The organism is Flavobacterium sp. CECT 9288 (assembly GCF_918731615.1).
GTDB lineage: Bacteria > Bacteroidota > Bacteroidia > Flavobacteriales > Flavobacteriaceae > Flavobacterium.
In genome coordinates, this window is the sequence record NZ_OU957226.1 from 494538 (window position 1) to 511205 (window position 16668).

18 protein-coding genes are annotated in these 16668 nt (G+C 31.0%); all 18 read left to right on the forward strand.

The window, feature by feature from the left end; genetic code table 11:
- The first annotated feature begins 12 nt into the window (after positions 1-12).
- The gene (locus tag LQ189_RS02215; RefSeq protein WP_230154062.1) at positions 13-411 is read left to right on the forward strand and encodes an FdtA/QdtA family cupin domain-containing protein; all 399 of its coding nucleotides are present in this window, start codon (positions 13-15) and stop codon (positions 409-411) included.
- A complete protein-coding gene (locus LQ189_RS02220) occupies positions 404-811 on the forward strand; it encodes an FdtA/QdtA family cupin domain-containing protein (RefSeq protein ID WP_230154063.1) in 408 nt (135 codons plus the stop codon). The genes LQ189_RS02215 and LQ189_RS02220 overlap by 8 nt, the downstream gene beginning before the upstream one ends.
- Positions 808-1263, forward strand: coding sequence for a GNAT family N-acetyltransferase (locus LQ189_RS02225; protein ID WP_230154064.1), 456 nt, complete (start codon positions 808-810; stop codon positions 1261-1263). The genes LQ189_RS02220 and LQ189_RS02225 overlap by 4 nt, the downstream gene beginning before the upstream one ends.
- 142 nt (positions 1264-1405) lie before the next feature.
- Entirely contained in the window at positions 1406-2179 is a 774-nt protein-coding gene (locus LQ189_RS02230; protein ID WP_230154065.1) for an acyltransferase, read from the forward strand.
- A 4-nt stretch (positions 2180-2183) separates the two neighbouring features.
- Positions 2184-3281 (forward strand): DegT/DnrJ/EryC1/StrS aminotransferase family protein, encoded by a 1098-nt coding sequence (locus LQ189_RS02235; RefSeq protein WP_230154066.1) that lies wholly within the window; start codon positions 2184-2186, stop codon positions 3279-3281.
- Positions 3282-3286: 5 nt separating this feature from the next.
- A complete protein-coding gene (locus LQ189_RS02240) occupies positions 3287-4543 on the forward strand; it encodes an O-antigen translocase (protein WP_230154067.1) in 1257 nt (418 codons plus the stop codon).
- A 2-nt stretch (positions 4544-4545) separates the two neighbouring features.
- Positions 4546-5433, forward strand: coding sequence for a glycosyltransferase (locus LQ189_RS02245; RefSeq protein ID WP_230154068.1), 888 nt, complete (start codon positions 4546-4548; stop codon positions 5431-5433).
- Complete coding sequence (locus LQ189_RS02250; RefSeq protein WP_230154069.1) at positions 5433-6677, forward strand: hypothetical protein; 1245 nt, start codon at positions 5433-5435, stop codon at positions 6675-6677. The genes LQ189_RS02245 and LQ189_RS02250 overlap by 1 nt, the downstream gene beginning before the upstream one ends.
- Positions 6678-6712: 35 nt before the next feature.
- Entirely contained in the window at positions 6713-8644 is a 1932-nt protein-coding gene (gene asnB, locus LQ189_RS02255; RefSeq protein ID WP_230154070.1) for an asparagine synthase (glutamine-hydrolyzing), read from the forward strand.
- Positions 8645-8668: 24 nt separating this feature from the next.
- The gene (locus LQ189_RS02260) at positions 8669-9832 is read left to right on the forward strand and encodes a glycosyltransferase family 4 protein (RefSeq protein WP_230154071.1); all 1164 of its coding nucleotides are present in this window, start codon (positions 8669-8671) and stop codon (positions 9830-9832) included.
- A 25-nt stretch (positions 9833-9857) separates the two neighbouring features.
- Positions 9858-10646: a glycosyltransferase family 2 protein gene (locus tag LQ189_RS02265; protein WP_230154072.1), complete on the forward strand. Its 789-nt coding sequence runs from the start codon at positions 9858-9860 to the stop codon at positions 10644-10646.
- 8 nt (positions 10647-10654) lie between these two features.
- Positions 10655-11245 carry a DapH/DapD/GlmU-related protein gene (locus LQ189_RS02270; protein WP_230154073.1) on the forward strand — a complete coding sequence of 197 codons (591 nt, stop codon included), beginning with the start codon at positions 10655-10657 and terminating at the stop codon, positions 11243-11245.
- 7 nt (positions 11246-11252) lie between these two features.
- Complete coding sequence (locus LQ189_RS02275) at positions 11253-12068, forward strand: 2OG-Fe(II) oxygenase (protein WP_230154074.1); 816 nt, start codon at positions 11253-11255, stop codon at positions 12066-12068.
- Between the two features lie 132 nt (positions 12069-12200).
- Positions 12201-13022 carry a glycosyltransferase gene (locus tag LQ189_RS02280; protein ID WP_230154075.1) on the forward strand — a complete coding sequence of 274 codons (822 nt, stop codon included), beginning with the start codon at positions 12201-12203 and terminating at the stop codon, positions 13020-13022.
- Positions 13023-13919 carry an NAD-dependent epimerase/dehydratase family protein gene (locus LQ189_RS02285; RefSeq protein ID WP_230154076.1) on the forward strand — a complete coding sequence of 299 codons (897 nt, stop codon included), beginning with the start codon at positions 13023-13025 and terminating at the stop codon, positions 13917-13919.
- A 1-nt stretch (position 13920) separates the two neighbouring features.
- The gene (locus LQ189_RS02290; RefSeq protein WP_230154077.1) at positions 13921-14874 is read left to right on the forward strand and encodes a glycosyltransferase family 4 protein; all 954 of its coding nucleotides are present in this window, start codon (positions 13921-13923) and stop codon (positions 14872-14874) included.
- A complete protein-coding gene (locus LQ189_RS02295; RefSeq protein WP_230154078.1) occupies positions 14874-15299 on the forward strand; it encodes a hypothetical protein in 426 nt (141 codons plus the stop codon). The genes LQ189_RS02290 and LQ189_RS02295 overlap by 1 nt, the downstream gene beginning before the upstream one ends.
- Positions 15289-16443, forward strand: a complete 1155-nt coding sequence (locus LQ189_RS02300) for a DegT/DnrJ/EryC1/StrS aminotransferase family protein (protein WP_230154079.1) — start codon at positions 15289-15291, stop codon at positions 16441-16443. Before LQ189_RS02295 ends, LQ189_RS02300 begins: the two co-directional genes overlap by 11 nt.
- The last annotated feature ends 225 nt before the right edge of the window (positions 16444-16668 follow it).

Below are 16668 nucleotides of genomic sequence, written 5' to 3' on the forward strand. Positions count from 1 at the left end.
TTCATATTATTTATGGAACCAAAGATTATTGAATTACCTAAAATACATGATTTGAGAGGTAATTTGTCTTTTTTTGAAAGCCCAAGCCAATTGCCTTTTAAAATTAAAAGAACCTATTGGATTTATGATGTTCCTGGTGGAGAAATAAGAGGTAGTCATGCGTTTAAAGAACAACAAGAGTTTATCATTGCTCTATCTGGAAGCTTTGATATTGTTCTCCATGATGGCTTTAAGGAAATTAAATATTCATTAAACCGTTCTTATTATGGACTTTTTATACCAAAAAGGTATTGGAGAAGATTAGAGAATTTCTCAACGAACGCTTTGGCGCTTATTGTATCTGATAAAAATTTTGACGAAAATGATTACGTAAGAAATTTTGAAGAGTTTAAAATATTAAGGAATGTATAGTGTGATTGATTGTGAGATAGTTGAGTTGCCTAAAATTCACAATGAATCGGGTAATATTACAGCATTAGAAAATAATAATAATATCCCTTTCGATGTTAAAAGAATTTATTATTTATATGATGTACCTATGGGGTCTGAAAGAGGAGGACATGGACATTATGAACTGCAACAATATATTGTAGCCGCAAGTGGATCTTTTACTTTTGTTCTCGACGATGGAATTAACAAAAAAGAATTTTTCTTGAATGACCCTTCAAAAGCATTGCATATAAAATCAGGTATTTGGAGAGAAATAAAAAATTTTTCTAGTGGTTCTATTTGTTTAGTTTTAGCATCGCATGAATATGTAGAATCTGATTATATTAGAGATTATAATGAATTTTTAGATTATAAAAAATGATTCAACTTGAGAAATATGATGAGAAATATTTAAAAAAATCATGGAGGTGGCTGAATGATCCTCAGATAAAATCTTTAACTGATACTGCTGATTTTACACAGGAACAACAAAAAAAATGGTTTGAAGGTATTGATGAAAACCCAAGTTACAAAATTTGGGGTGTAAGTTTCAATGGAATCCCTATTGGGGTTTTTGGGTTTAAAAATATAAATTATTTAGAGCGAAGGGCTGAGTATTGGGGATATATTGGAGAAAAACAATATTGGGGTAAAGGTTTAGGTAAATTTATTTTAAGCGAATTACTTCAAATAGCTTATCATGAGTTAAAGCTAGAAAGTATTTATCTAAAAGTATTGGAGGAAAACAATGAGGCAATTAAGCTATATGTGAATTTTGATTTTCAAGCAGTTAGTAATGAAAATGGTAGTATAATAATGCGAAAAATATTTTAACCTTATGATTAAATATGCAAAAGAATCATAAATTTAGCCCAGTTTTTGGAGAGAAATTAGAAATTTTTCCATTAGACATATAATTTTGTATTCAGTTAAATTACATCAGAAAATATAATTAATAGTTAAACTACAAAAAATCATGAAATTTAATAATGTAAATGTAAGAATTAGTGCTAAAGCTAAAATAGGTAAAAATGTTCGAATTGGTGATAATACGGTAATCTATGATAATGTAGAAATTGAAGATAATGTTACAATTTGTAATGATTGTATCATAGGCGAACCATTAAATGATTATTATGTTGATGCTTTGTATGATAATCCAGTTACGAAGATAATGAAAAACTCTTTTATTAGAAGCCATTGTTTATTTTATGCTGGATCCGTTTTTGGAGAAAACTTTTCATCAGGACATAGAGTTACTATTAGAGAAAATTCAAAATTTGGTAATAATTGTAGAGTAGGGACATTATCTGATATACAAGGATTTGTTCAATTTGGGAATTATTGTTGGTTGCATTCAAATGTTCACATTGGTCAAGGTTCTACGATTGGGAATTTTGTGTTTATTTATCCCTATGTAGTTCTTACAAATGACCCTACTCCACCCTCAGACATTTGCAATGGACCAACAGTTGGGGATTATTCACAAATTGCTGTTTTTAGCGTTTTATTACCTGGGGTGAAGATAGGTGAGCATTGTCTTGTAGGAGCAGGAAGTATAGTAGGTAAAGATGTTGGGGATTATCAATTAGTATTAGGTAGTCCTGCTAAATTTATTAAAGATGTAAGAGAAATTAAATCAAGGAAGACCGATGAGCCTCATTATCCATGGCCTCAAAGATTTGAAAGAGGTATGCCTTGGGCTAATATTGGTTATGAAAAGTGGCTTGAAGATTCTAATAAAAAGTAAATAGATGGTTAAGTTTTTAGATTTACAAAAAGTAAATGCACAGTATTCAGTTGATTTGAAACAAGTAGCGGCTGAAGTTATTGATAGTGGGTGGTATTTGCAGGGTGAACAAGTGAAACAGTTTGAAGCTGGTTTAGAAGTTTTTCAAGAAGGAGGACATGCTGTTGCAGTAGCTAATGGATTAGACGCTTTGCGTCTTATCTTAAGAGCCTATATGGAGTTAGGGTTTATGCAGGAAGGAGACGAAGTAATTGTACCTGCAAATACTTACATCGCTACTGTATTGGGGATCACAGATAATAAATTAATTCCAGTTTTAGTTGAGCCTGATTTGAACACGTTCAATTTAGATTTGAATTTAATTGAAAGTAAAATTACTTCAAAGACCAAAGCTATTATGGTGGTTCACCTCTATGGGCGTGTATGTTGGAGTAACGAATTAGTTTCGTTGGCTAAGAAACACAATTTAAAAATTATTGAAGATAATGCACAAGCCATAGGAGCGCTATGGAATGGTACCCGTTCTGGAAATTTAGGGGATGCTGCCGGTTTTAGTTTTTACCCGGGTAAGAATCTGGGAGCATTAGGAGATTCTGGAGCTGTAACCACAAAAGATGCAGAATTAGCTAAAGCCGTTCGCATTTTGGCAAATTATGGTTCTTCTAAGAAATATGTGAATCAATACCAAGGTTTAAATAGTCGTATGGATGAAATGCAGGCTGCATTTTTAAATGTTAAATTACGCTATTTGGAGAATGAAACTCTACGTCGTCAAGAGATTGCAAACTACTACATTGAGAATATCAAGAGTGATAAATTAGTCTTGCCAAATGCTGGGGATCTTCATGAACATGTTTGGCATCTTTTTGTAATTCGTACCAATAAACGGGATGAATTGCAAGACTATTTGCAAGAAAATGGAATTCAAACATTAATTCATTATCCTATTCCTTTGTACAAACAGGAATGTTACTCCTATATGGTGGATATTTCTTTGCCTATAACAGAGCAGATACATCAGGAAGTGTTGAGTTTACCTATCAGTCCTGTGATGAATATTGATGAAATAGAGAAAGTGGTAATGGCTTTAAATAAATTTTAATTATTTTGAAATTATTAAAGACTTCTTTTTTTTCAGCAATAATTACTGTGATTAGATTAGCGTCTGGTTTTATTGCTAATAAAGTGGTAGCCATATACACTGGTCCAGGAGGAGTAGCGCTAATAGGTGCTTTTACAAATTTTATTGCTATAGCATTAACTTTTGCTAATGGAGCAATTAATAATGGTGTAATAAAGTATACTTCAGAATATGAGGGAAATGAGGTGCAACAAAAATTACTGGTTAGTACCTCCTTTAAAATTTCTATTTATTGTTCCATAATCTTTGGACCAATATTAATTATTTTCGCCCCAATTTTTTCAACTTGGATATTGACAAATAATATATATACAAATGCGATTCGTGTTTTAGGAATTAGTATTGTTTTATATTCTTTAAATAGTTTATTAATAGCCATTTTAAATGGAAGGCATCAAATTAAAACATATACCATAGTAAATACAATAGGAAGTATAGTAGGATTGTTATTTACAATTTTTCTAGTATATTTTTTTAAAGTTGATGGTGCATTATATGCATTAGTTTTATCTCAGTCAATAGTTTTCTTTATTACATTATCATTAATTGTAAAAAGCCCTTGGTTTTCGTGGAGTTATTTCACTCAGCCATTTAATAAAGTACTAGCCAAAAAATTAGGGGGATTTAGCCTAATGGCTATCGTTACTGCAATTTTGGTTCCAGTTTCGCAGATTTTATTAAGAAACTTAATAATTGATAAAGTTGGAATTGATGGAGCCGGTTATTGGCAAGGAATGATGAAAGTTTCTGATGGATACTTGTTACTAATTGTTACATCGCTCAGTACATATTATTTACCTAAATTATCATCTTTAAAAACAAATAAAGAATTGCGAAATGAAATTTTTAAAGGATATAAAATTATTTTGCCAATAGTATTTTTTGGTTGTGTTATAATTTATTACTTGAGGTTTTTTATAATAAAAATTTTATATACTCCTTCGTTTTTACAGATGGAAACATTATTTTTTTGGCAATTGGTTGGTGATTTTTTTAAGATGGCAGCGTGGATATTATCATATTTGATGTTGGCAAAGGCTATGGTTAAAATTTTTATATTCACAGAAGTATTATTCACAGTATTATATGTTGTCCTTGGTTTTGTATTTGTTCATCATTTAGAATTAATAGGTATAACAATTGCTTTTGCCTTAAACTATATATTATATTTTTTAACTATGTTGTTCATATTTAGAAAGTTAATATTCAATAAAAATTATTAATTATGACTCCACTAGTAAGTATTGCAATTGTTACCTATAACCAAAAAGAATATTTAAAAGAATGTATAGAATCTATATTAAAGCAAGATTATGAAAATAAAGAAATAATTGTTGCCGATGATGGTTCGACCGATGGGACACAAGAGATGTTATTGAAATATGAACAGGAATATCCAAATTTATTTATCTTAAAATTGGCAAAAAATAATTTAGGTATAACGAAAAATCATAATGTTGCACATTACGCATGTAAAGGAAAATATATTTCTTGGATGGGAGGTGATGATTTAATGATGCCTGGGAAAATTATTAAGCAGGTAGGCTTTATGGAGGCTCATCCAAACTGTACCTTGTTATATCACAATTTAGAAGTTTTTTTTTCAGATGGCATTCAAAAATCATATCTATTAAACTCAAAAAGAAATGCCAAAGAAGGAGATGTTGAGACCTTAATCAAATATGGTTCTTTTAATGGAGGTTCTTCAACAATGCTTAGAAGGAGTAAGGCTCCTCAATATGGATTTGATGAAAGATTGCCAATAGCTAGCGATTGGATGTATTGGGTTGAAGCACTTGGTAACGGCGGTGAAATTAGATATCTTGATGAAGTGTTAGGAAGATACAGACGTCATGGTAATAATGTTACGTCACAGCAGAATTACAATGCATATATAGACCATCTTAATTCTTGTAACATACTTTTAACTAAGTATCCTTACTTACAAAATGTAATTTTATATAGATATTCTGAAAATTTACGAGCATTAAGGTATAAAGAAAAAGAAAATTATCTCAATTGGATAAAAGTTAGTTTTTGTGCTGGATTTAATATGAAAAGTTTAGTTGCTTATATTTTATACTTTGTCTCGTTAAAAAAAATTAGTAAGTAGTGATCGAATCTCAAATAAATAAAACCATTTTTCCTCATGGAAAACTAAATTTTCTTTTGAAGTTTATTTTTATATTTTCAATATTTTTTGATATAAATTTTACTTTTTTACCAAGCATTACAACAGCAAGAATATGTTTTCTAGTTTTACTTTTAGTAAGTGTCAATAAAAAAAAAGTGTTTGCCAAAACATTTTACAATTTTTTATTTTCTTTATCTTTAGTGTTCTTAGTTGCTTTAATTCAGTATTCTTTTTCATCTGACTCGGCTCAACTTTCAAGACTGTTATGGTTTACGCTTTATAGTATAATTGCTCCTTTTCTTTTTATTAGTTTTATTAAAAGTAGAAATGAGCTATTATACTTAATTAGTTTTACTGTTGCATTACAAGCTATCCTTACTATACTTTCTTTTATAAATCCATCAATAAAAGCATTATTTTATAATTTAATAATATTTACCTCTAATTTTGACGAAGATCAAGTATTAAGAGCTGTTGCATTTGCTTCAATTGGTGGTGCTGGCTTGTCTGTAATTCAAAGCATAGGAGTAATATCATCATTAGTACTTTTAAAAATAAATAATAATGGTTTTTATAGGACTATTTTACTTTGGTTTATTATAATTATTATAATTGTTTCAATTGTTTTGATTGGTCGGACAGGTTTGTTTATTTCATTTTTTAGTCTCATAATATATTTTATCAATCAAATAAAAAAAATTAAAAACATAGTATTAATTAGTTTGATTAGCGTTACTATTTATCAAGTAAATTTAATTAGTATCTTAGAGAATCTTACTTCAGGAATTAATGGTTTTAGTGTTGATGTTTTTACAGAATGGATAGAGAATGCATTTAAATTAAAGAATAATGATACTAGTGAAGCGCTTGCTAGTATGCCTATTCCTCCAATTAATCTTCAGACAATAATAGGGACGGGTCGAGTTGTTCATGAATCAGGAATCGGAAATGCTTCAGGCAACGACTCGGGATACATTCAAACGTATTATTCTTTAGGCTTATTAATTTCAGTATTTTTTTACACTATATATATTCTTTTTTTAAGGAATCAGATTAATAGAACAAGCAGTAAATCTCTTTATATTCTCTTATTCATAATGTTTACGATTGAAATTAAAGAACCATTTATTTTTCAGTATGTTTTTCCTTTTTTTGTGCTAAGTATTATTTTAGTTAGTAATAAGATAAAAATAAATAGTGATAGTAGATTATACATTGAATAGTTAAGTGTTAATTGTGTAAAAAAAAATATATATTAATGTGTGGAATTTTTGGTTTTTTAGGAAAAAAATATCAGGGGAGTAGAGAGGATTTACTGGTTATGAAAAACAGCCTGAATCATAGAGGTCCAGATCACTTTGATTTTTCTAGTTTAGAAATAAATAAGGAGTATTCTGTTAATTTAGGACACGTTAGACTTTCAATAATTGATACATCTAGCGCGGGTAACCAGCCTATGAATAGCCAAAGTGGAAGGTTTACGATTGTTTTCAATGGAGAAATCTATAATTTCTTAGACATTAAGAAAGAAATAGAAGAAAGATTGCCCGAAATTTTATGGAAAGGAAGTTCTGATACAGAAGTACTTCTGGCAGGATTTGAACTTTTTGGCTTGCAAGAGTGTGTTTCTAAATTAGTCGGAATGTTTGCTTTCGGCCTTTGGGACAATGAACTGCAGAAGTTTTGCTTAGTTCGTGATAGAATTGGAGAAAAACCATTGTATTATGGGTTTCAAGGAGGTCAATTTGTCTTTGCGTCTGAATTGAAAGCATTTGAAGTGCATTCAAACTTTGAAAAAGTTTTAAATATTGACGCTGCAGTTGGTTTTTTACTTAGAAGTTGCGTGCCTCAAAACCTTTCAATATATAAAAATATTTACAAAGTTATTCCAGGTACAATCATGGAATTTGATTTTGATATAATTCAAAAACAAACTTTACCTGAACCAATTGTTTATTGGTCTTTAGTTGATAAAGTTAAGGAATTAGAGAAGAATAATTTCAAAGGAACGTATCAAGAAGCAAAAGATAAATTAGAACAATTACTAATTCAGGCTGTTAAAAATCAGTCTATTTCAGATGTACCATTAGGAGCTTTTTTATCTGGAGGGATTGATTCTTCTTTGGTTTGTGCAATATTAAAAAAGTATGTAAAAAGCGATTTGCATACTTATACAATTGCAATGCCAGAACCTGGGCAAAATGAATCTGTACACGCGGAAAAAGTAGCCAATAGCCTAGGAACAATTCACAAATCAAAAGAATTAAATACTGATGAAATTATTAGTCGAGTAGATGAGATTATCAGCTATTGGGACGAACCTTTTGCAGACAGTTCACAAATTCCAACTTTTTTTGTTTCAGAATTGGCAAAAAATGAAGTAACGGTTTCTTTGAGTGGTGATGGTGCAGACGAGTTTGTCTATGGTTATTCTGACCATCCTATTTATGATAAATATGCAAGTTTTAAAATAGCATCTATTTTAGGGGTGGATAAATTTTTTGGTTTTGTTATGAAATTTGAGCCATTTCGCAAAATAGGAATTTTAAATAGAATTCAAAATTTTCTGTCTCTAACTACTATTTTAAAAAACAGCAAAAATCTAAATGAAGCTCATGCAGAATGGAGAAACAAATTCAGAAATAATCCATTACCTTTGAAAAACAACTTGATTTCATTCTCAGATGATTTTTTAAAGACAAAAGATTTAGGATTTAATTTTGCGGGTTATTACGATGCTCTTGCTTATTTGCCAGACGACATTCTTGTTAAAGTTGATAGAGCAGCTATGGCGGTAAGCTTAGAGTCTCGTGCGCCTTTTCTTGACCATAGAGTACTTGAGTTTTTAATAAGCCTACCCAAAGAATTTAAATACGAAAATAATATTTCGAAAAGAATTTTAAAAGACATCCTATATGATTATGTTCCAAAATCAATTGTTGATAGACCAAAACAAGGTTTCTCAATTCCTCTAACATTTTGGTTGAGAAATGATTTGAAAGATTGGGGTCTTAAGATTATAGAGCAAATACCATTTGACTCAACTTTTTGGGATAGAAAATTGGTATTTAAAATATGGGATGAACATCAAGAACATAAAGTTGATCATACTGAAAGAATATGGAACATCCTTTTGCTTGAAAGTTTTTTTAAAAGAAAAAAAATGCTTCATCATGCAAGTGAAGTTTAAATTTATTATAAAAGTTATTTTGATTTGGAACAAATAAAAAAAATTGTTTTTTTAGAGGCTGTACAAGATTATGGTGGCGCTAGAATTAGTGCTGTAGAGTTAGCTGAAAGATTGTCTAGGAAGCATAAGGTAACAATAATTGACTTTTATGGTTCTTGTACTCCTTTTGTAGAGAATGTGACAAAGCGAGGAATAGACTTGCGTATTATTGAGAAAAGAGAGACTCCTTATATTATTAACACTTCACCTGTTTTATTAATAAAAATAATTAACTCACTGTTGTTTATTCCTCATTTAATTGGGATAAGAAAAAAAGTTCAAAATATAATAAAGGAAATACAACCTGATTATATTGTTCTTAATAATTCTAAGGTTTTGTCGTCATTGGTTTACTTTCCAAATAAAAAATTTAAGGTTTTGTTTTTCGCCAGAGGTTGGTTTATTCTAAGTCAAATTTCCAAACTTGATAAATTGCTTTATAAATATCTAGTCGATAAATTTGTATGTGTTTCAAATGCTACTAAACAGGCACTTTTTTGTGGAGGTCTTACTTCATTAGATAATTTGTATGTTGTGCATAATGCCATTTCAGAAGTTGCATTATCTAAAGAAGTTGCTGTTATTGAAAAAGGAGAAAATACCAAGATAATATTGCATGCTGGAGGTTTTTTAAAAGACAAAGGTCAATTAGTGTCATTAGAAATGGCGAAAATATTAAAAGGCAAAGGAGTAGATTTCAAACTGGTTCTTGCTGGATTAGTATATAAAGGAGGTGAATCGGAAGTTTTTTACAATAAGGTAGTTGATTTGGTACGACTGTATAAATTAGATGACGTTGTTGAAATTGTTAAAAACAAACCGAATGTAATAACATATTTTAATGCTTGTGATATCTTAGTACATCCATCAGAAACTGAGGGTTTGCCAAGAGTTATAATGGAAGCTATGATATTGAAAAAACCTGTTGTGGCCAATGCTGTTGGTGGTGTTTCGGATTACATATTAAACGGTTTTACAGGGTTTTTACCACATCACAATTCTGCAGAGGAATATGCCGAATATGTTGAAAAACTTATCGGGAATGAAAAACTATACAATTTTATAGCTGACAATGGTTACAATCTTGTAAAAACAAGTTTTACAGAAGAAAATCAGTTAAATAGTTTAGATAAAGTATTTGAAAGTTAGGATTAATGGAATTCAATAATTAAACATGAAGATTTCTGTAGTAATACCAATGTACAATTCAAGTAAGACTATCTTGATGACATTAAATTCAATAAAAAAGCAAACAATACTTCCTTATGAAGTAATAATAATTGACGATGGCAGTTTGGATGAATCATCGACTATTGTTGAAGATTTTATTTCCAATAATTCAACTTTGAATATTCAGTTAGTCAAAAAAACAAATGGTGGTGTCTCTACAGCAAGAAACGCAGGGATTAAATTAGCGAAGGGAGATTGGATTGCTTTATTAGATAGCGATGATGAATGGTTAATTAATAAACTAGAAAGACAAATTCAAGTACTAAGCGAGAATCCTGAAATTGATTTTTTAGGAACTAATCGTAATGGAGAATATTTTGATAAAATTTTGTGGAAAAAGCTTAGTGTCTTAACAAGAATTTCTCCTAAGTTGTTAATGATTAAGTTTATTTTTGTTGTTCCTACAGTAATTTTTAAAAAAGAGATTATTTCTGATGTTGGTTATTTTGATGAAACTCAAAAGTATGCTGAAGAAGGAAATTATTTTATACGAATTGCTCAAAAATATAATTGTTTTCTTTTGAACGAAAGTTTAGTACTAACTGGAGATGGTAAAGCACATTTTGGACATTCAGGACTTTCGGGGAATTTAAAAGAAATGGAAAAAGGAGAGTTGAAGAATTTAAAAGACGCATTAAATTTAAAAATTATTAATGTTTTGGAATATTCGTGTTTGGTTGTGTTTTCAATCTTGAAATATTTCAGAAGAATAGTGATTGTTAAAACAAGATAAGGCTAATTATGGTAAAGAGATATGGGATTTTAGGTTCGTTGCGATTACTGGTATCATTATTATACACAAAAATATTTTACAGACAAGCGAGGCTTATTCGTTTGCCATTTGATATAAGAAATAAAAGAAATATAAAAATTGGTAAAAATTTCACATCAGGTTTTGGTTGTAGAGTCGAAGCTTTCCCGTTGAATAAAGAAAGTCAAATTTGTATTTCAATTGGTAATAATGTACAAATAAATGATTATGTTCATATTGGAGCTGTTGGGTCTATTACAATTGGAGATAATGTTTTGATGGCAAGTAAGATTTATATTTCTGATCATAACCACGGTAGTTATGATGAGTTATTAAGTGATCACCCTATGAGTTTACCAGTTGATAGAAAAGCAATTTGTAAGCCAGTAGTAATTGGAGATAATGTTTGGTTGGGAGAATCCGTTTGTGTGTTGCCAGGAGTAACCATTGGGGAAGGATGCGTTGTGGGCGCATTATCAGTAGTCACTAAGTCAATACCTCCATATTCAATAGCGGTTGGAAGCCCTGCCAAAGTTATAAAAGAGTACGATTTTGAAATTAATAAATGGATAAAAAAATAAAATTATTATGCAACTAACTAGGTCTCATTTAGCTGAATTGATATTTGATAAATTATTAATTCACAAAGAGGAATTAAAGAAAGAATTCAATCAAAGTGGAAGAATTAATTCATGTGTTATTGATAATCTATTGCCAGAAGCTGTAGCTAGAGAAATTTATGAAGCATATCCTTCTCCAGAGGAAATGGCATTGCATAAATCATTGAGAGAAAATAAGCGAATTGCAGCTCAAATGGACTTATATAATCCTTTGTTAGAAGAAGCGGTTTTTGCTTTCCAGGATGAAAAAATAGTAAGAATAGTTGAAGAGATAACAGGCTTAAAAGAAATGACTCCAGATGAGCATCTTTATGCAGGAGGAATTAGTTTGATGGCTACAGGTAATTTTTTAAATCCCCATTTAGATAATTCACATGATAATGATAGAGAAAATTACCGTGTTTTGAATTTGCTGTATTATGTAACTCCAGAATGGGACTTAAATAACGGTGGAAATTTGGAACTGTGGGATAACGGTATGGGTGAAGTTCAAAGAGTGATTCATTCGAAATTTAATCGTTTAGTACTAATGATTACCAATAAAACTTCAATACACTCAGTAAGTAAAGTTACAGCCTTAGGTAAAAGATGTTGCGTGTCAAATTATTATTTTTCTAAAAAACCAGCTGAGGCTTCTGAGTATTTCCATGTAACTTCTTTTTATGGTAGACCAGAAGAAGCTGTCAAGAATATTTTTTTGAGAGCAGATGCCTTCTTAAGACAGACTATTAGAAGTATTACTGGGAAGAGAATTGTAGAGACAAAGCACATTTATAAAAAATAGGTTTTTAACATTTATGCTTTCAATTAAAATATTATTTAATATAACTTATATTAGTATTAATAGATTGAAGTTATAATCTATTGTGGTAATATAAGTTATATTAACTACATTTTATTTGTGTTAATAAAAAAAATGGATAAAAAAAATATTACAGCTTGTATTGTTTTGTACAGAAATGACCTCATTATGTTACAGAATGCAGTTCAATCTATTTTGAAATTAGATGATATAGGGAAAGTTTTTTTGGTAGATAATTCGCCTACTAACGAATTAAATATATTGGTTACCGATTCAAAGATAAAATATATCCACAATCCGGCTAATCCTGGATTTGGTGCTTCTCACAATGTGGCAATTCAGAAGGCTATTGAGCTGGGGTCAAAATATCATTTTATAGTAAATCCTGATATTTATTTTGAGGGTAATGTGATTGCACCAATGTTAGAGTATATGGAAAATGATTCAACAATTGGAATGATGATGCCACAGATTTTAAATGAAAATGGGACAATTCAGAATTTGCCTAAACTTTTACCAAGTCCTTTTAGCATATTAAAACGAAAAATTAAAATACCTGCGAAAGCGTATCAAAAATTCATCAACGAATATGAGTTGAGATTCGTGTCGAAAGATGTTATTTATAATGCTCCAGTACTTTCGGGTTGTTTTACCTTGTTGAATATAGATGCAATAAAAAAAGTGGGGATGTATGATGATTCTTTTTTTATGTATTTTGAAGATTGGGATTTATCAAGAAGAATGCATGAATATTACAAAACGATTTATTTTCCTCAGGTTTCGGTGATACACGCATATGAATCAGGAGCCAATAAAAGTAAAAAATTATTTAAAATATTTTTAAATTCTGCCATAACCTACTTCAATAAATGGGGATGGTTTTTTGATTTAGAGAGAAAGAAAATAAATAAGAAGGCATTGTCTCAATTTAAATAAATGAAAATAGCAATAACAGGAGCCACTGGCTTTGTTGGTAAGAATCTTCAAGATTATTTGAAGACTTCACACGAAATCGAAACTATGAGCGTTCGTTACTTATCAAATCAGCAGTTTGAAATAAAGGGAGATGTGATTATTCATCTTGCCGGCAAAGCTCATGATTTAAAAAAAGTAGCCTATCCTCAAGATTATTACGAAGCTAATTATGAGTTAACCAAGCAACTGTTTAATGCTTTTTTAATTTCGGAGGCTACTGTGTTTATTTTCATGAGCACGGTAAAGGCTGTGGCCGATGAGGTTAAAGGAATACTTAGCGAGGACAAAATACCAAATCCCCAAACCCATTATGGCATTGCTAAACATCAAGCGGAGGAATATATTTTAGAGCAGAAATTACCACAAGATAAGAGAGTTTTTATCATTCGTCCCTGCATGATCCATGGTCCTGGAAATAAAGGAAATTTAAATTTATTATATAATATTGTAAAAAAAGGTATTCCATATCCCTTAGCTTCCTTTCAAAACCAACGCTCTTTTTTAGGCATAGACAATCTTAATTTTATGATAGATGCTATTTTGTCAGATAAAAATATACTTTCTGGAGTATATAATTTCGCTGATGATGACGCAGTTTCAACCAATAGATTAGTAGAGATCATTGCAGAAGTATCGGGTAAAAAGGCTCATTTGCTTAAAATCCCAAAAGTACTTATCACTACAGGAGCAAAGATTGGAGATAAGATTAAATTGCCCTTGAACTCTGAAACGGTCAAGAAGCTTACTGAAAATTATAGGGTTTCAAATGATAAAATTAAAAAGGCTATTGGTATTGAAAATTTACCAATAAGTGCTTCTGAGGGATTAAAAAAAACGATTAAAAGCTTTATGAAATAAGATGGAATACTTAATTTTAATAAGTGTATTATTTGCTCTTATGTTGCTTTATTTTAAAATAGCAGACCGCTATAATATTGTAGACAAACCCAATCATAGAAGTGCCCATACCGAAATTACACTTCGCGGCGGTGGAGTTGTTTTTTGGTTTGCAGCTGTTCTGTATTTTCTTCAACATTTCGAGGGACATTATTTATTTTTTGTTGGAATCACTTCAGTAAGTTTAGTCAGTTTTTGGGATGATATTCGAAGTCTTCCGAATAAAATTAGATTAATTACACAATTTTTAGCAATCAGTCTTGTACTGTATAGTTTAGGTTTCTTTGATATAGTTCCGGTTTGGGGTATTGTGTTAACCTATATATTGGCTATTGGCATAATTAATGCCTATAATTTTATGGATGGCATTAATGGTATCACAGGTTTATACACTTTAGCTGTATTAAGTTCTTTGTTATATGTAAACGAATACGTAGCTGGTTTTACTTCTTTTGATTTTATTGTGTACCCTATGGTAGCAAGTGCAGTTTTCTTATTTTTCAATTTTAGAAAAAAAGCAAAATGTTTTGCAGGTGATGTAGGAAGTATTTCTATCGCTTTTTGGATTATTTATTTACTATTGCAATTGATTTTAAAAACGGAATCGTTAGTATGGCTTTTATTTTTAGGAGTTTATGGTGTTGAAACAATTACTACGATTGCCCATAGAATTCATTTGAAAGAGAATATTTTTGAGGCACATCGTTGGCATTTGTACCAAGTTTTGAGTAACGGCTATAAAATACAACATCGTATTGTTGCTATGATTTATGCTGGTCTTCAAGGTTTAGTATCTGTTGTAGTTATTTATGGTTATTCACATATTGAAGATTTTATCCTATTTGCATTGGTTCTTTTGCCTTTGCTAGTACTATATTCTGTAAAATTTTATCTCTTAAAAAAAATTAAGTACTAATGGAGGCTACTATAATAGAAGGAAATATTTTTACTGATCAAAGAGGATCTGTCTCTTTTGTAAATGATTTTAAATTTTTAGGGATTGAACGTTTTTATATTATAGAAAACTCAGAAATGCATCCAATACGAGCTTGGCAAGGTCACAAGCTTGATTCTAAAAATTTTTATTGCATTGCAGGTTCCTTTCAAATTTCATTTGTAAAAGTTGATAATTGGGAAAATCCTTCCTCTGATTTAATAGTGGAATCAGTGGTTTTATCAGCAGGAGTTAGTGCCGTCTTAAATATACCCTGTGGTTATGCTAATGCTATAAAATCTTTAGAGAAAGGTTCTAGATTGTTGTCTTTTTCTACGCTTCCCTTGGATCAAGTTTCTAGTGATGACGTGAGATTCGATGTTAATAACTGGAAAATTGGGGACTAATCCACGCATTTATTTGTCATTAGGTCAGTGCAGTGGTTCAGAACTTCAATTTGTGCAAGATGCTATAAATAATAATTGGGTAACTTCTGGAGGACCAGATGTTAATGCCTTTGAAATTGCGTTGCAACACTTTTTTAAGCTACCTATTTTTGTAACAGGATTAAGTTCGGGTACGGCGGCAATTCATTTAGGTTTGATTTTATTAGGAGTTCAAACAGGGGATGTGGTGTTGTGTCAAAGCATGACCTTTTCAGCATCTGCAAATCCTATTTTGTATCAAGGTGCTACACCTGTTTTTATAGATAGTGAAATACAAACCTGGAATCTTTGCCCGATTGCTCTTGAGCAAGCCATCGTTAGTGAAATGGGCAAAGGCAAAAAACCAAAAGCCATTATTGCCGTGCACTTGTATGGGGTTCCGTATCAAATTGAAGCGGTGCGTGCGGTTGCCGATGCCTACCAAATCCCAATTTTAGAGGACAGTGCGGAAGCACTAGGGAGCGCCTACAAAGGACAAAAATGCGGTACTTTTGGAGATATTGGGGTATTGTCTTTTAACGGTAATAAAATCATAACTACTTCTGGCGGCGGTGCTATTGTGACTCCTACCGCAGCCCTAAAGCAAAAAGCCGTTTTCTATGCGACTCAATCTAGAGATGATGCACCACATTACCAGCACAGTGCCATTGGGTACAACTACCGCATGAGTAATATTTGTGCCGGAATTGGAAGAGGGCAAATGGAAGTGCTGGAGGCACACGTGGCCAAACGCAGAGCGATGCATGATTTTTATGCTGATTTCTTTCAGAATTATAAAGGGATTTCGGTTTTTACTGTACCTAATGAAGATTATTTTGCGAATTATTGGTTGAGTGCTATTGTTGTAGATCCTCTTTTAGCAAATGGGTTAACACGTGAGACCTTGCGATTGGCATTAGAAGCTGAAAATATAGAATCAAGACCATTATGGAAACCGATGCATTTGCAACCTATTTTTGAAAAGTATCCGTATTATGGAGGTTCTGTTTCTGAAACCTTGTTTGATACGGGATTGTGTATGCCGTCAGGATCTAATTTATCTGATGCGGATAGAGAACGGATTACAAAGGTATTGACTGCGATTTTAGAACCTTTTTATAATTAATAGCAAGTTAATGAGAAACAAAGCTTTTAAGTATTAGTTATAGACGACTTTTATTTAAGGGCGTTTTTTCCGTATTGCTTTCAGTAGACGTTATTCTTTAACCTGAAACTTTAACCTTCAAACTTTAACCCTGAAACCTGAAACTAAGCTTTCTTTACTAAGAACTAATTACTGATCACTGAGTACTGAATACCGCACACTTTTCTCCCTTAGCTCGCAGAGTGC